Source organism: Flectobacillus rivi (genome assembly GCF_030056655.1).
GTDB classification, from domain to species: Bacteria; Bacteroidota; Bacteroidia; order Cytophagales; family Spirosomataceae; genus Flectobacillus; species Flectobacillus rivi.
The window spans coordinates 1-19,087 of record NZ_JASHIE010000007.1 but is presented as its reverse complement, the minus strand read 5'-3'; the positions used below and the strand labels follow the sequence as shown (position 1 = coordinate 19,087).

5 protein-coding genes are annotated in these 19,087 nt (G+C 40.9%); 4 read left to right on the top strand and 1 reads right to left on the bottom strand.

From position 1 onward, the window contains the following. Window positions 1-6: 6 nt before the first annotated feature. Entirely contained in the window at window positions 7-1,227 is a 1,221-nt protein-coding gene (locus tag QM481_RS11360; RefSeq protein ID WP_283381875.1) for a sugar MFS transporter, read from the top strand. 379 nt (window positions 1,228-1,606) lie between these two features. Here the strand turns inward: QM481_RS11360 and QM481_RS11355 are convergent, their stop codons facing one another. After that, on the bottom strand, window positions 1,607-3,352 hold the full coding sequence (locus QM481_RS11355; protein WP_283381874.1) for a T9SS type B sorting domain-containing protein: 1,746 nt from the start codon (window positions 3,350-3,352) through the stop codon (window positions 1,607-1,609). Window positions 3,353-4,565: 1,213 nt separating this feature from the next. Between QM481_RS11355 and QM481_RS11350 the strand changes: the two genes are divergently transcribed. From QM481_RS11350 to QM481_RS11340, 3 genes are all read left to right on the top strand, one after another. Further along, window positions 4,566-6,518: a hypothetical protein gene (locus QM481_RS11350; protein ID WP_283381873.1), complete on the top strand. Its 1,953-nt coding sequence runs from the start codon at window positions 4,566-4,568 to the stop codon at window positions 6,516-6,518. A gap of 126 nt (window positions 6,519-6,644) precedes the next feature. Then, complete coding sequence (locus QM481_RS11345) at window positions 6,645-14,795, top strand: Ig-like domain-containing protein (protein ID WP_283381872.1); 8,151 nt, start codon at window positions 6,645-6,647, stop codon at window positions 14,793-14,795. Window positions 14,796-14,809: 14 nt separating this feature from the next. Further along, on the top strand, window positions 14,810-19,087 hold a 4,278-nt coding region (locus QM481_RS11340), incomplete at its 3' end, for a beta strand repeat-containing protein (RefSeq protein WP_283381871.1).

The window sequence follows — 19,087 nt, the reverse complement described above, 5'->3', positions numbered from 1 at the left end:
CAAACTATGAACAACAAAAAACAAAATTACTTAGGCCCTTTGATTATCATTGGGGTATTATTTTTCGTATTTGGTTTTGTCACGTGGGTGAATGGTACCCTAATCGCTTTTTTCAAGAAAGCATTTAACCTTGACAATACAAGCTCTTTACTTGTAACCTTTGCCTTCTTCATTTCTTATACAGTCATGGCGATTCCTTCGTCAGAAATTTTGAAAAAAATTGGTTTCAAAAAGGGTATGGCTGTTGGTTTGGGAGTGATGGCAATAGGAACATTAACTTTCGTTCCTGCTGCTAAAATGGCTTCTTATGTACTTTTCTTGGTAGGTTTATTTGTAATTGGAATTGGATTGACATTATTGCAAACGGCTTCAAACCCCTATGTGACAATTTTGGGCGACCGTGAAAGCGCTGCTCAACGTATTAGTATCATGGGTATTGCCAACAAGATTGCAGGTATTTTGAGTCAAAAACTTTTGGGAGGCTTGTTATTGGCAAGTAGCACTGTAAGTGTTGCTGTATCGAGCGAAACAGAATTGGATAAAGTAACAGTGCCTTATTTGATTTTGACGGGAGTGTTGATTGTACTTGCTATTTTGATTATGCTTTCAAAAGGCTTACCAGAGGTGAGTGAAGAGCAAGAGGGTGATGCTTCAGAGAAAAGTGAAAAAACAAGTATTTGGGCTTTCCCGAATTTGGTTTTAGGCTTAGTAACCTTGTTTTGCTACGTAGGACTTGAAGTAATTTCAGGAGATACAATTATTAGTTATGGTATTTCACTAGGTTTTCCAGAATCAGAAGCTAAAGACTTTGGACAATTTACTTTATGGTCTATGTTGGTGGGTTATGTATTAGGAATTGTATTAATTCCCAAATATGTTTCACAACAAACATGGTTAAAATTATCATCTTTATTGGGTGTAGTAATTACACTTGTGGCATTGTTTACCACAGGATATACTTCTGTATTGAGTATTGCCTTATTAGGTTTATCGAATGCTATTATGTGGCCTGCGATTTGGCCATTAGCCATTAATGGATTGGGCAAATACACCAAATTAGGTTCGGCTTTATTGGTAATGATGATTGCAGGAGGTGCTATTCTACCATTGGTATATGGTAAATTGGCAGACACTATTGGTGCACAATCAGCTTACGGACTACTGATTCCTTTGTATTTATATATTGCTTATTATGCAACTTGGGGACATAAAAAAGCTAATTGGTAGAACGGTAGATTCCGTTTCTAAACTGTTTTCAACATGAGTCATCCCGGATTTAGTGATTATGTTACAATTTGTATTCTAGTAGTAGAGACGCAATGATTGCGTCTTGAGTTGAATAAAATCTAGTATGGTAGCACCAAAAAAGCGGTCGAAAAATAGTTTTCGACCGCTTTTTTGATGAAAATTTGGAGAATACCCCTAATCTTAAAATTCGGGATGACTCATGTTTGATGCTATATTTCAAAATGACACATCTTTAGACGCAAAGCATTGCGTCTCTACCAGTAAAATTCATATTAAAAAATAATCACTCATCCGTTCAATCACTCAATTCGAGATGATTCACTTTTAAGTCTTTATACAGTTGTTCTTGCTGAAATAATCACCTCATCAATACGAAGGCACCAGTTTGATTATTGATAAATCCATTATTTAATTCTACTTCTAACTGATACGCATAGCTACCAACCTCAGCTAAAACTCCTTTGTACGTCCCATCCCATCCGTTGGTTTGGTCGGTTGGGGATAGGTTTTCTTTCCAAAATATCAATTCTCCCCAACGATTATAAATTTTCATACTTTTGATTTGCTTTACACAACCACTAGCATAGGCAAAATAATAATCATTGTGGCTATCCTGATTAGGAGAAAATGCGTCTGGTAAAATCACAATATCGCATCGCCTTACAGCGATATTAACGGTGCCAGTGTCACGACAGGCCGTATTATCTTTACTAACGACATAAACTTTGTACTGCCGACTTTGACTTGGATTTACCCCCGTTTCTGAGCAAGTTGCACAGTCTAAATCAGTTGAAGGTATCCAAGTGTACTGATAATTTCCAGTAGAGTGCGCTATGGTTTTTAAGAATGCCTTATCGCCAGTTACCAAATTGAAATCTGATTGTTCAAGGGATATATCAACCTCAACAATGGTTAAATAATTCGTTACGATACTGTCGCATTTGCCCGCACGTTGTAGCGTGTCTATATAGATGCCTGTACTATTGTAAGTTTTGCTACCGACGCTGAGTGTTTTTCCAGAACAAAGACTTACTATATTACTGTATCTAGTAAGTGCTGTTACTTTTAGCTTAAGTGTAATGGTACTATCGCAGATACCTTGTCGACTAATATTGATGGTGTAAGTTCCTGTAGCTTTGTAGGTTTTATGGTCAACTGCAACAGATTCACCTTCACAAATAGTAGAGTCAATAGAATGAAAAACATGCTGATATTTGAGTTCGTATTGCAATTGAAGCTCACAGCTTTTATCCAAACTTGCAAGAGGCAATACTTTCACCCAAAATTTATCTCCGAGTGTGGGTTTTACAGTTATACTTGATGTGGTGGCTCCAGTATTCCAAGTGTATTGCGCAAAGCCGTCTGGCGCCGAAAATGTCATGACGCCATTTTCGTCTGGACAAACAGCATTTGCTTTTACTTCAGCTTTTAAACATTGCGCATCAAAATAAGCATACCCAAAATGGGTTCTTTTGGTGCATCCATGTGCTGTGACTTGAATATTGATACGTTGACCGATATAATTACTTAAATTGATAGCTCCAGTAGTCCAGTCTTTATACTCGATGGTTCCGTTTGAATAGGTTTGAGATTTAAAGGTTGCTGTAGAACCAGTCGTTGAAAGTTGCACATCATAATAACTACAAGCTAATTGATTACCATTTTGATCTGTAATTAGAATGTTAAAGCCTGGTTTTTGAAAATCGGCATGCCCTTGTTTATCGTTAGCGAGCATAACGGCAAACTTGTATTGAAACAAAGCATTATCAGAAGTTACATTAAAGGATGTTTTTAATCGATGGTAACTGCCTCCCTCAGTGTTACTTCCGAGCCGTATGGCATAGTTGCTTCCTGATGTTACGGGAATTTTATCTTGAGTAATATTGGAATCATATCCATCATTAACATTGACTATCTTATAGGTGGCGCCAGAAACCTCGGCACTGTAAATTGCCTTTGTGCCATCGTCTGTCAGCGTTCCGCTACTTAAGCTCCAGCCAGTGATGCTTCCCAGCTCGAAGCCAATATTTGTACAGTCGGTTTGCGATAAAATTAAAGAAGGTAATGAGAGTAAAAGATAGAAGGAAAGAAAATATTTTTTCATACTTGTATCATTTAGAGGATAATAAATTGCCTATGTTTTAAGCTACTAGACCAGAAATGATAGGAAAAACGTTGTGTAGGAATGAGGAATTTTTTAATAGAAATGATTCACTTAATACTATCCCGGTAGATTACATTGATAGTACTCTTCTAAATAAGTAATCATGCAAAGTAAGATTACCTTATTACACTTTCGGCAGTAGACTGTTGGTATTAGGCAAATTTGACTTGAAAGATTGTTTTATTTTCTGAAAAAATGTATAAAGTCTAGCTTGAACAGTCTTAGTTTCGGGTATCTATATCTTAAAATTTTTACGACGTACAAACACGTTCGTTAGTTAAAATGGCAGTTTCATTATAATTATCGTGTCGTTCGTTGCGAATTGCCAATAAATGAATAGTACTTGGATTCGATGGCGCAGTATTTGTTAAAATTAAATGAAACCATTAAGGTCTTACAAATCTTGTAAAATACTGGTGACGCAAACAAAATAGTTTCGTTTCAATTTTATCGACAATCCTATACATATATATAATATAGCTTATTCATAAAAATATTACCTAACTACTATATACAGGTAAGTGGGCAAAATTAAATAATTTTTACCCACTTTAAATTCTAGGTTTTATGCCGTAGGATAAAAGTTGAAAAGTGTTTCTCATGAAATAGTGGAAGCTTTTCTGCCTAATGCCTACGGCTTACAACCGAAAGCATAATGAAATTGAAGTAATTGTGAATACAAAATACAGATAATTAAAATTTTAAATTTAGAATTCAACACTAATACTTAATACCTTAGTCATATTTGAATATAACGAACGCATTCGCCTAAGTAGTAATGAAAGTCTTCTATTGATAGTTTCTTCATAATGTATCTATACTGCTTCATTGCTATTCAATAATAGATAAGTGGGTAAAATTAAAGTTTATTTTGCCCACTATCAGTTTAGGTTGCAAGTCAAAAAACTAATAGCTTTTTTAAGTAGCATAAGCATTTTCCTTACTGCTTGTTGCTTAATGTTAGTATTGTATCCATTGTAGGTTTAATAAAAATATTTCTTTCGACTCAAGCTAAAAGAACCATTTTCAATCCTTGTCTTGAGGTTTGAACTTTTGAGCTTTTTCCATATATAATCATCTAGTCTTCATTTGAGATGATTGCCAAGGTAGAGTCTTTAATATAAAATAATCAATAATTAATCAATAGTTAAATATGAAAGCAAGAGCTATACTTTTGTTAATTGGTTTGTTGGTAGCTAATACCAATAGAATCATGGCACAAACTACCGTCCCACTAGCGGGAGCTTGTACGGATTGCGCGGCTGTGATTACTGCCTTCAATAACTGTTCAGTAGCCTCGGCTGGTACACTAAAGGCAGGTACAATGGTTGGCACGGGAGTAACACAGACTATCCAACTTACGGTAGGTAAAGTAGGTAAATATAGCCTAAGTACTACCAACAATGGAGTCACGTTTGCCGCCTCAGGAACATTTACAGCATTGGGATTGCAAACCGTGGTACTCACCGCCTCAGGCTATACGGTATCAGGCGGTACTACGACCTTTACCCTTAGTAGCAAATCACAATCATGTACGTTTGACAGAACAGTAGGCGGACCAACTACTGTGATAACAGGACCGTGCCCTTCAAATTTGAAGTTTTGGAAGACCGATAGCTATAACAATAGATACGCAATTAGCACAGATTCTGTTTTGTATGCGATGCCTTATGTTTTGTATGGAAAAAATAATGTCACATCTACAAATGGAACTTATAGGCCAGAGTCTATGATTATTAGCCCAACCCGAGTTCAAAATGTTCCTAAAATGGTGGCAGTCTCAGATAGGTATGCTGTTGGGGTAGATGGATATATTTATTTTTTAGTAGAAGGAGCAGGTAGTGTAATGGATCCACGTAATGCGTCATTCCATCCTGATCTTACTTATCCCTATTCATACGTAGGAGATATGAATATATATAACCCAACCATGATGATACTTAAATACCCATTACCGCCTACTGGTACAAAATGGGTAGATATCTCTATAGGCAATTCAGGTACTAATTATGGTTTGACCGATAATGGTGATGTCTATTTGTTGAGAGGAAGTGCCTATGCCAATGGAGCGCAACATCTGGTAAAGTTTCCCGTGCCTTTAGGGACTGATGCAGCAACCTTCAAATACACAAAGATTCAAACTCCGATTGCAACCTTCAGACTTGTGTTAATGGGTAACGATGGTAATTATTATTCCATGGCTACAACGCCTAGTAATATTTATTCAGGTTATACTTACGGATGGGGGCCGGCTGAATTGACGGCACCTAGCAGTGATTTTGCAACTATGGTATCTTTGGGTGGATATAATTACATTCTAGCCCCAACATCTTCCTCTCAAATACGAAAAATGTTATATCCTGCAGGTACTGTTTTGGCAGATGGTAGTGATATGTTCACGGTAGATGGAAAAATCTTCGCTTTGGGTACACTTGCAGAAGCAATAGGTAGTATGTGGGGGGCGGTACCAATAACTACACAAAGTATGGTTTATTTTAAATATCCTCTTAAAGACGGTGATTATTCTTATAACAGACCTGATATCCGAATACGAGATAATCGTTATTGGGATTGTACCACGCCGAGAGAAGTTGCTTTACCAGCAGGAGCGACTAAGTTTGTTAGTGCTCAACTTATAACTGGCATGGCAAGTATTTCAGATGGAGTTACACTTGGCACAGGGTTGGGCTCTAAGGCTTTAATTGCCCTGACTGATAATGGTTCGTATGGCCTACATCCTCAAAAAATAAATAATTATTGGCCTGAAAGTCAACTTACTAATATGGCGTTAGCTGGGGTTACTACTGCTGCTGGTTCTAACATATATTATCCAAAATATGTACCTTCATTACCAGCATTTTCCGCGTATCACATACCTCGAAATAGCTATGGACTAGGCTTAGATGGAACATATTATACTTTTGTTCAAAGTGTGGGAGATATAGGAGGAGTAACATATAGTCCGATGGCGCGTTACCAAGAACAGGTACAATATATAGGTGGTACAAATGGTTTTTATGATGTGTCTGATAGACCAGGGGTTAATATCTATTCTTTACTGTTGAATGGTAATTGTGATTATAACAACCCTCATCCAGAGCCTTAACAGCTAAGGTCTATTCATTTATTATAAGGTTATTTTTTGTATATCAGGAGCAATATATCTAAGGATGTATTGCTCCTGATAGCGGGATTCCTTTTATAAAATTCCATTATTAAACAAGCCGTAGTTATGAATAAGCAATTACTAATAGGATTCCTATTATTGCTAACCAGCATTTGTGCTCGGGGGCAATATAGTGGAACTGGTCCTATAACCCTGTCTTTACCATCTAATGTCACAGACATAAGATGGTATAAAAATGGGGCTTATATACCAGATTCGACACAGCGAACATTTACGACAAGTGTACCTGGTACTTATCAGGCCACTTATGCGGAAAGCGCTACTTCATGTGAGTTAATTCAGTCCAACTATTTTGTACTCGTTTCGGGAGGAGGTTCCATACAGCTTGATGGACAAACCAATAACGGAGGGGGTACAGGGTATCAATGGATGCAAAATGGACTTGATATATCAGGCGCAAACTCAGCAAACTACACGACAAATGTAGGTGGTTTATATGTTTTGAAATATAATAATGGAACTTGTGATTTGGCAACAACTCCTTATTATGTGTTTATGTTATGTGGCGCAGGAACAGTACCTCCTGCGCTTTCGGCAGTTACATTAAATAATATTTGTCCAACAGTGACTGTTAATTTAACAACAGTTACTGCAAGTAATCTGCCAAGTGGTTTAAGCATGACTTGGCACACAGGAACACCAGCCACAAATGCTAATAAAGTAGCCACGCCTACATCGGTAGGTACGGGAACTTATTATGCGGCTTTTTATGATGCTGTAAATGGATGTTATAGTCCAACAACGTCGATTACCACTACTTCAAATTCCTGTATTCAGGCAAATTCAAACACAGCTTCTACTACCCTAAATACACTGGTGAATATTCCAGTATTGAATAACGATACGAGAAATGGTATTGCTGCAACATTATCTACAGTTAGTGCTCCAACTATAACAACACAACCAGATCCACTAAAAGGTAGCGTTTCTGTAAAAGCAGATGGTAGTATTGATTTTACCCCAGCAACTGGATTTACAGGAACGGTATCGTTTGTCTATCAAATTTGTGATAAAGTACAAACGAGTATCTGTGATACGGCTTTGGTAACAGTATCAGTGGGATGTCCACCGCTATCAGCACCAACGAGTGCCTCAGCGAGTCCAAGTGCGATATGTTCAGGGGCAAGCAGTGTATTAGGTGCTACATGTGCATCAGGTACCTTGTCATGGTTTACTGATTCAGGCTTGACAGGGACAGCGCTAGCAAGTTCTACCGTAAGTCCTACAACTACGACTACCTATTATGGCGCATGTGTGAATGGTACTTGTAAAAGTCCAGCGAGTAGTGTAACGGTGACGGTAACAGCAACACCAGTAACACCAACGAGTGCCTCAGCGAGTCCAAGTGCAATATGTTCAGGTTCAAGCAGTGTATTAAGTGCTACCTGTACAACGGGTACGTTATCATGGTTTACTAATTCGGGTTTAACAGGCACAGCCTTAACAAGTACTACTGTTAGTCCTACAACGACAACGACGTATTATGGCGCTTGTATAAACGGTACCTGTAAAAGCCCATCAAGTAGTGTAACGGTAACAGTAACGGCAACACCAGTAGCACCAACGAGTGCCTCGGCTAGTCCAAGTTCTATTTGTTCTGGATCAAGCAGTGTCTTGAGTGCTACTTGTGCATCAGGTACCTTGTCATGGTTTACGGATTCAGGAATGACAGGTACGGCACTAACAAGTACTACTGTCAGTCCTACAACAACAACGACGTATTATGGTGCTTGTATAAATGGTACCTGTAAAAGTCCAGCGAGTAGTGTAACGGTAACAATGACGGCTATCCCTGATGCACCAATGGGTGCTTCAGCGAGTCCAAGTGAAATATGTTCAGGATCAAGCAGTGTCTTGAGTGCTACCTGTACAACGGGTACGTTGTCATGGTACACTAATTCGGGTTTAACAGGCACAGCCTTAACAAGTACCACCGTAAGCCCTACAACAACGACTACCTATTATGGCGCTTGTGTAAGTGGTATCTGTAAAAGTCCAGCGAGTAGTGTAACTGTAACAGTAATGGCTACGCCAGTGGCGCCAACGAGTGCCTCGGCGAGCCCAAGTGCTATTTGTTCAGGTTCAATTAGTGTCTTGAGTGCTACTTGTGCATCGGGCACCTTATCATGGTTTACTGATTCAGGAATGACAGGTACAGCATTAACGAGTACCACTGTCAGTCCTACAACAACAACGACATATTATGGCGCTTGTATAGATGGTACCTGTAAAAGTACAGCAAAGAGTGTGACTGTAACAGTAACAGCTATTCCTGTAGCACCAACGAGTACTTCAGCAAGTCCAAGTGCAATATGTTCGGGTTCAAGCAGTGTCTTGAGTGCTACCTGTACAACGGGTACATTGTCATGGTACACCGACTCGGGTTTAACAAGTACAGCCTTAACAAGTACAACGGTAAAGCCGACAGTAACAACGACTTATTATGGCGCTTGTGTAAGTGGTATATGTAAAAGTCCAGCGAGTAGTGTAACAGTGACGGTAACGGCTATACCAGTAGCACCAACGAGTGCTTCAGCAAGTCCAAGTGCGATATGTTCGGGTTCAAGTACTGTCTTGAGTGCTACTTGTACAACGGGTACGTTGTCATGGTACACCAATTCGGGTTTAACAGGCACAGCATTAACGAGTACTACTGTCAGTCCTACAACAACTACGACGTATTATGGCACTTGTATAGATGGTACCTGTAAAAGTCCATCAAGTAGTGTAACAGTAACAGTAACGACTATGCCAGTAGCGCCAACGAGTGTTTCGGCAAGCCCAAGTACGATCTGTTCTGGATCAAGTAGTGTTTTGAGTGCTACCTGTACAACGGGTACATTGTCATGGTACACCGACTCGGATTTAACAAGTACAGCCTTAACGAGTACAACAGTAAAGCCGACAGTAGCGACGACATATTATGGCGCTTGTGTAAATGGTATATGTAAAAGTCCAGCGAGTAGTGTAACGGTAACGGTAACGGCTATACCAGTAGCGCCAACGAGTGCTTCAGCAAGTCTAAGTGCGATCTGTTCTGGATCAAGTACTGTCTTAAGTGCTACTTGTACAACGGGTACGTTGTCATGGTACACCAATTCGGGTTTAACAGGCACAGCCTTAACAAGTACTACTGTCAGTCCTACAACGACAACGACGTACTATGGCACTTGTATAGATGGTACCTGTAAAAGTCCATCAAGTAGTGTAACTGTAACAGTAACAGCTATCCCAGCAGCACCAACGAGTTTCGCGGCGAGCCCAAGTTCTATTTGTTCAGGTTCAAGTAGTGTCTTGAGTGCTACTTGTGCATCAGGTACCTTATCATGGTTTACGGATTCGGGGATGACAGGGACAGCACTAACAAGTACTACTGTCAGCCCTACAACAACAACGACGTATTATGGCGCTTGTATAAATGGTATATGTAACAGTACAGGAAAGAGTGTGACAGTAACAGTAACGGCTACGCCAGAAGCACCAACGAGTGCCTCGGCGAGTCAAAGTGCTATTTGTTCAGGCTCAAGCAGTGTCTTGAGTGCTACTTGTACAACGGGTACGTTGTCATGGTACACCAATTCGGGTTTAACAGGTACAGCCTTAACAAGTACCACCGTCAGCCCTACAACGACAACGACGTATTATGGCGCTTGTGTAAATGGTACCTGTAAAAGCCCAGCAAGTAGTACAACGATAACAGTAACAGCTATCCCAGCAGCACCAACGAGTTTCGCGGCGAGCCCAAGTTCTATTTGTTCGGGTTCAAGTAGTGTCTTGAGTGCTACTTGTGCATCGGGTACCTTATCATGGTTTACGGATTCGGGGATGACAGGGACAGCACTAACAAGTACAACGGTCAGCCCTACAACGACGACGACGTATTATGGCGCTTGTATAAATGGTACCTGTAAAAGTACAGCAAAGAGTGTGACTGTAACAGTAACGGCTACGCCAGTAGCACCAACAAGTGCCTCTGCGAGTCCAAGTGCTATTTGTTCGGGTTCAAGCAGTGTTTTGAGTGCTACTTGTACAACGGGTACGTTGTCATGGTTTACCGACTCGAGTTTAACAAGTACAGCCTTAACTAGTACAACGGTCAAGCCAACGGTGACAACGACATATTATGGCGCTTGTGTAAATGGTACCTGTAAAAGTCCAGCGAGTAATGTAACGGTAACGGTTAATACAATGCCAACATTGACTTCGAGTAATTTTACAAAAGTCGACCCTAGTACTTGTTTGGGATTAGATGGTTCTATCAAAATCTGTGGACTTACCTCAGGAATATCATATAGCATAGCATTTTCAAAAAATGGTATTACTCAGACCCCTGTAACTTTAGTTGCTGATGTATCTGGTTGTGTAACATTATCTAATATAAATGCTGGTACTTACACCAATTTTAGTATTAGTAATGTGTCAACAACCTGTTCAACAGGAACTATAGCAGGTGTTTCAATCGCTATTGCTGATCCTGTCACAGCAACAATCAGTTTAGGAACTAGTCAGAATCCTAGTGGATGCGGGCTTAATGATGGCTTTATTCAAATTAGTGGTCTAACTTCAGGTACACAATATACCTTAAATTATCTACTCAATGGTAGCAGTTTAACGCCAGTCGTATTTACAGCATCGGGTAGCAATTATACTATTGGTAACTTAACAGCAGGAAACTATACAGGTATTACAGTAGGAAGTTTAGGGTGTACATCAAATGCTTTAATTAAAGTATTGTCAGATCCAACTACTGCAACAATCTCGTTATCAGCTAAAACAAACCCAACTGCATGTTCAGCCAATGATGGTTCATTTACGATAACAGGATTAGCACCTTCTACATCATATATACTTAACTATAGAAAAGATGGCATAGCTCAGACCCCTGTTACTTTTACTTCCACTGGAGTTTCTTATACACTGAATGGTCTTATTAGAGGAGATTATACCAATATACGTGTAACTAGCTCAGGGTGTGTGTCTAATACTGTTAGTACAAGTTTGAGTGATCCTGGTGCAGTTGTATTAAGTTTAGGAACAACTACTCAGCCGAGTGCTTGTGGAGTTGCAAATGGGTCTATTACTCTATCAGGATTAGTGATAGGCAACACTTATCTAATCAAATATAAGAAAAATGGTATATGGCAAGCCTCTTCAACAGTGGTAGCAAGTTCATCTTCTTATACCATTTCAGGATTAGGTGCAGGTAGCTATTCGAATATTTCAGCAACTCAAGGAGGGTGTACATCAAATTCCCTAAGTCAAACTCTTTCTGACCCAGGAGCTGCATCATTATCATCAGGCCCTGCGACACAAGTTTCATCTTGTGGAGCTTCTGATGGTGCTGTTACTTTATCAGGGCTAACATCAGGGCTTTCTTATGTGTTAAACTATACTAAAGATGGAATTGCTCAAAGCCCAGTGACCTTTACTGCTACTGGTAATTCTTACACCATGACAGGTTTAGGGGTTGGTCTATATCGCGGAATAAATGTTACTCAAGGGGGATGTACTTCTAACGGTGTGGGAATTATAATCTCTAATCCTGGAGGAGCGTCTATTGATGTAATAGGTCTTAACCCTATCACTTGTTCACCAGGTAATGATGGAGGATTGATTATAACAGGACTATCACAGGGATTATCATATACATTAAACTATATGAAAAATGGCGTAGCACAAACGCCTATCTCTATCGTAGCTGCTGCTTCAACTTCCTATAAAATAAATGGGTTAGTTGCAGGTTCATATACAAATATTTCAGTAACTCAGGCTACCTGTATTTCAAACTTGGTTAGCGAGGATTTGGTTAGCCCTGCAATATCAACGACTCCATCGTTTGGTGTTACTACTTTAACGAATGTTTGTCCTTCTCCAACAGCAGATTTAACAGATTTAGCGGCAACCAATTTGCCAGTTGGTTTGAATGTGACTTGGCACTCTAGTTCAGTAGCTACTGCTATTAATAAAATAGCAGATCCAACTTCTATAGGAGCTGGACAATATTATGCGTCATTCTATAATGCAACAACGCTTTGTTATAGTCCAACCGCCCCTATTACTGTTTCAATACTCTCATGTGATACAGATGGCGATGGCGATCCGGATAGTACAGATCCACAGCCGACTAATGCATGTGTATGGAGTGCTAATCAGGTATTAGCGAACACCACAACCACATGGCGTAATGCAGACTGTGATGGTGATGGAGTAACAAATTACAAAGAAGTTACAGGCACAGATAACAACCCAGCAACAGTTTTAGATAATACGAACCCATTAGATGGTTGTAGCTATAACGCAGTCGATCAAATTCTAGCTAATACTAGCCCTGACTGGAAATTATTAGATTGTGATAAGGATGGAAATCTAAATGGAACCGATCCTAATCCGAAAGTACCAACAGCAGTTAATGATGTGTTGAATGCCCCTTATGGCGTTGCTTCAACAGTTAATGTTTTATCTAACGATGATTTCCGTCCAGCAGCTACGATTAGTATCTCAAAAATAGGAGGAACAGCCAGTGGCGTTGTATCATTTAATCCACTAACTGGCGTAATGAGTTATACTCCTACTGCAAGCGAATCAGGAACGAATATTACTGTACTTTACCAAGTATGTAATACAGCAGTAAATCCAAGTATTTGTGCCACAGCTACAGTGAATATTAGTGTTCCAGCTGCGGGTGATCAGGATGGTGACGGAGACCCAGATAACACAGACCCACAACCAACTGATGGTTGCGTATGGGGATCTGGACAAGTGTTGGCAAATACAACAACGGCATGGCGCAATGCAGACTGTGATGGTGACGGAGTAACAAACTATAAGGAGGTTACAGGAACAGATAATAATCCATCAACTACAGCCGATAATACCAATCCATTGGATGGTTGTAGCTACAATGCTATTGATCAGGTATTAGGAAATACAAGTGCTGAATGGAAGCTACAAGATTGTGACAAAGATGGTAATCCAAATGGAACCGATCCAAACCCTAAAGTGCCAACAGCGGTAGCAGATGCCTTTACTGCCAAATATGGAAGTGCTACAAACTTTAATATTTTGACAAATGATGATTTCTTACCAGGAACCAAGACAACCATTAGCAAAACTGGTGGTACAGCAAATGGAACAGTAAACATCAATCCTTTAACAGGCGTACTTACTTATACGCCTACATTAGCAGAGCGTGGAACCACAGTAACGGTAATTTACCAAGTGTGCAATACAGCAGTTACACCAAATGTTTGCGCAAGTGCTACAGCAACAATTACTGTTCCAGTAGATACCGATGCAGATGGAGTACCAGATGTAGATGATTTGGATGATGACAATGATGGTATTTTAGATACAGTTGAAGATGCTCAGTTGAGTGCAGATACCGATGGTGATGGCATACCAAATCGTCTAGATTTAGATAGTGACAATGATGGTATTAATGATGTTGATGAAGCCAATGGTACAGATGAAAATGGTGATGGTATGGCTGATGGAGCAGTGTCAATAACAGGCATACCTTCTACAGCAGGAACAGGATTGACACCACCAGATACTGACAATGACGCTAAACCTAATCCTTATGACGTAGATAGTGATAATGATGGTGTTTATGATTTAGAAGAAGGGGGCTTGAATCCAAATTTAGATGCAAATGGAGATGGTATTGTAGATTGTACGACGAATTGTGACCCAGATGGTGATGGTATTTTGACACCAGTAGATGGTTTACCAAATGTTTGGAAAGATGCTTTATTGCCAGATTTAACACCAACTACAGATATTAACAGTTTGGAATTCTTGGCAGCAGGTACTTCTAGAGATTTTGCGATAAATATCTATGAAATCAACAATTTACCAAATGTAAGTGGTAGTACGATCGGATTCAGAGTTGCTAAGATTTCAGGCTTTACGATTACTTATCCATCTACCTCAGGTACATCAAATGTATTTGGTGGGACAGCGAATAGTAACAGCGATTGGATCTTTACCGAGAATGCCAACTTTATTACAGTGACAGCTAAGCCAGGAGTCGTGATACCACCGAATGGAAAGAAAACGGTTGGTTTTACAGCAATACGTAAGACAGGTGTACCAAGTAACACGAGCCAAAATATTACAGTAACCATTATTTACGGTTCAGCAGGTGAGGAGAAGATTGATAATAACACCGTTGAGACCAAAATCACAGCTAACTAATAAAAGCAAGCTTTATGAACATTTTGCGAAAAATAATAATTTCCCTAGCCTGCTTGGCACTAGTTAGTGTAGAGATGAAGGCTCAAGATGTAAGCATCAATATTATCAATCAACCATCCACCGTGACTCAAGGTTCAACCTTGGGTCGGGTGACGGTAGATATTTGTAATAATGATGGGGGGGCGCGTAATGCTGCGGCTAATAGATTGCGACCCTTGATTACTTTGCCAAGTAGCTTAATAGGAAGCACACTAGTTCCTATTACGACGACTGGTTGGACTGTATTGTCAAATGATGGACAAACGATTCGTTTAGAAAATACGAGTCCTATACTTCCAGGTGACTGTAGTCAGATTATATTGGGTTATACAGGGGTAAATCTCGGAGGACCTTTGACTGTGACAGGAACATTAGGTTTTAATGGCCCTCAAACAACGGGTAACTTACCTGGTAATGATAACAGTACAACTTCTATCACGGTCATAACTGGCGACACAGACGGCGATGGAGATCCAGATGTAACAGATCCACAACCAACGAATCCATGTTCATGGAGCTCAGGTCAAGTATTGGCAAATACCAGTACAGCATGGCGTGATGCAGACTGTGATGGCGATGGAGTACCTAACTACAAAGAAGCTACAGGAACTGATAATAATCCATTGACGACCGCAGATAATACAGATCCAAACGATGGCTGTAGTTACAACAAGGTAGATCAAGTGCTAGCGAATGTGAGTCCATCTTGGTTGACAGGCGACTGTGATAAAGATGGCAATCCAAACGGAACAGATCCAAATCCAAAGGTAGCTACGGCACAGAATGATGTGTTAACAGCCAATTATGGGTCAACAAGTACGGTAAATGTATTGAGTAATGATGACTTCTTAGCTGGTTCAAATACGAGTATGACTAAGACAGGCGGCACAGCGGGTGGCACAGTGAGTTTCAATGCAAGTACAGGAGTGATGAGTTACACCCCAACGGTGAGTGAGCCCGGCAGTAGTGTAACAGTAGTTTACCAAGTATGTAACACAGGAGTGACCCCAAGTGTATGTGCGAGTGCGACAGTAACGATAAGTGTACCATTAGCAGGTGACCAAGATGGCGATGGCGATCCGGATAACACGGACCCACAACCAACGAATCCATGTGTATGGGGAATCGGTCAAGTGTTAGCGAATACAAGCACGACTTGGAGAACAGGGGACTGTGATGGTGATGGAGTAACCAACTACGCAGAAGCAACGGGAGCAGATGGCAATCCAGCTACGACAGCGGATAATACAGATCCTAAGAGTGCATGTAGCTTAAACTTGAGTCAAGTGACCTTAGTAGCGACGAGTACAGGGGACTGTGATGGCGATGGAGTAACGAACAAAGATGAGATTAATGGTATCGATGATAATCCATTGACGACCGCAGATAATACAGATCCAAATGATGGCTGTAGTTACAACAAGGTAGATCAAGTGCTAGCGAATGTGAGTCCATCTTGGTTGACAGGCGACTGTGATAAAGATGGCAATCCAAATGGAACAGATCCAAATCCAAAGGTAGCTACGGCACAGAATGATGTGTTAACAGCCAATTATGGGTCAACAAGTACGGTAAATGTATTGAGTAATGATGACTTCTTAGCTGGTTCAAATACGAGTATCACTAAGACAGGCGGCACAGCGGGTGGCACAGTGAGTTTCAATGCAAGTACAGGAGTGATGAGTTACACCCCAACGGTGAGTGAGCCCGGCAGTAGTGTAACGGTAGTTTACCAAGTATGTAACACAGGAGTGACCCCAAGTGTATGTGCTAGTGCAACAGTAACGATAAGTGTACCATTAGCAGGTGACCAAGATGGTGATGGTGATCCAGACAACACGGATCCACAACCAACGAATCCATGTGTATGGGGAATCGGTCAAGTGTTAGCGAATACAAGCACGACTTGGAGAACAGGGGACTGTGATGGTGATGGAGTGACCAACTACGCAGAAGCAACGGGAGCAGATGGTAACCCAGCTACGACAGCGGATAATACAGATCCTAAGAGTGCATGTAGCTTAAACTTGAGTCAAGTGACCTTAGTAGCGACGAGTACAGGGGACTGTGATGGCGATGGGGTAACGAACAAAGATGAGATTAATGGTATCGATGATAATCCATTGACGACTGCAGATAATACAGATCCAAATGATGGCTGTAGTTACAACAAGGTAGATCAAGTGCTAGCGAATGTGAGTCCATCTTGGTTGACAGGCGACTGTGATAAAGATGGTAATCCAAACGGAACAGATCCCAATCCAAAGGTAGCTACGGCCCAGAATGATGTGTTAACAGCCAATTATGGGTCAACAAGTACGGTAAATGTATTGAGTAATGATGACTTCTTAGCTGGTTCAAATACGAGTATGACTAAGACAGGCGGCACAGCGGGTGGCACAGTAAGTTTCAATGCAAGTACAGGAGTGATGAGTTACACCCCAACGGTGAGTGAGCCTGGCAGTAGTGTAACGGTAGTTTACCAAGTATGTAACACAGGAGTGACCCCAAGTGTATGTGCTAGTGCGACAGTAACGATAAGTGTACCATTAGCAGGTGACCAAGATGGCGATGGCGATCCGGATAACACGGATCCACAACCAACGAATCCATGTGTATGGGGTATCGGTCAAGTGTTAGCGAATACAAGCACGACTTGGAGAACAGGCGACTGTGATGGCGATGGTGTAACCAATTACGCAGAAGCAACTGGAGCAGATGGTAACCCAGCTACGACAGCGGATAATACAGATCCTAAGAGTGCATGTAGCTTAAACTTGAGTCAAGTGACCTTAGTAGCGACGAGTACAGGGGACTGTGATGGCGATGGGGTAACGAACAAAGATGAGATTAATGGTATCGATGATAATCCATTGACGACTGCAGATAATACAGATCCAAATGATGGCTGTAGTTACAACAAGGTAGATCAAGTGCTAGCGAATGTGAGTCCATCTTGGTTGACAGGCGACTGTGATAAAGATGGTAATCCAAACGGAACAGATCCAAATCCACAGACTGCTACAGCAGCTAACGATGCTTTAACAGCACCATTTGGTACAATCAGTACGGTAAATGTGCTATCGAATGATGACTTCTTACCAGTAGCGAGCAATGTAATTACGAGAACAGGTGGTACAGCGAGTGGTACCGTAGTATTTGCACCAACAACAGGTATCATGAGTTACACTCCATCAGCTACCGAGCCGGGTGGTGCAAATGTAACAGTGATTTACCAAGTGTGTAATACATTGGTGACTCCACAAGTATGTGCGAGTGCGACAGTAACGATAAGTGTACCATTAGCAGGTGACCAAGATGGCGATGGCGATCCAGATAACACGGACCCACAACCAACGAATCCATGTGTATGGGGAATCGGTCAAGTGTTAGCGAATACAAGCACGACTTGGAGAACAGGGGACTGTGATGGTGATGGAGTAACCAACTACGCAGAAGCAACTGGAGCAGATGGTAACCCAGCTACGACAGCGGATAATACAGATCCTAAGAGTGCATGTAGCTTAAACTTGAGTCAAGTGACCTTAGTAGCGACGAGTACAGGGGACTGTGATGGCGATGGAGTAACGAACAAAGATGAGATTAATGGTATCGATGATAATCCATTGACGACCGCAGATAATACAGATCCAAACGATGCTTGTAGCTACAACAAGGTAGACCAAGTACTTGCGAATGTGGATCCATCTTGGTTGACCAAGGACTGTGATAAGGATGGTAATCCAAATGGAACAGATCCAAATCCACAGACTGCTACAGCAGCTAACGATGCTTTAACAGCGCCATTTGGTACAATCAGTACGGTAAATGTGTTATCGAATGATGACTTCTTACCAGTAGCGAGCAATGTAATTACGAGAACAGGTGGTACAGCGAGTGGTACCGTAGTATTTGCACCAACAACAGGTATCATGAGTTACACTCCATCAGCTACCGAGCCGGGTGGTGTAAATGTAACAGTGATTTACCAAGTGTGTAATACATTGGTGACTCCACAAGTATGTGCTAGTGCAACAGTAACGATAAGTGTACCATTAGCAGGTGACCAAGATGGCGATGGCGATCCAGATAACACGGATCCACAACCAACGAATCCATGTGTATGGGGTATCGGTCAAGTGTTAGCGAATACAAGCACGACTTGGAGAACAGGCGACTGTGATGGAGATGGTGTAACCAACTACGCAGAAGCAACGGGCGCAGATGGTAACCCAGCAACAATTGCTGATAAC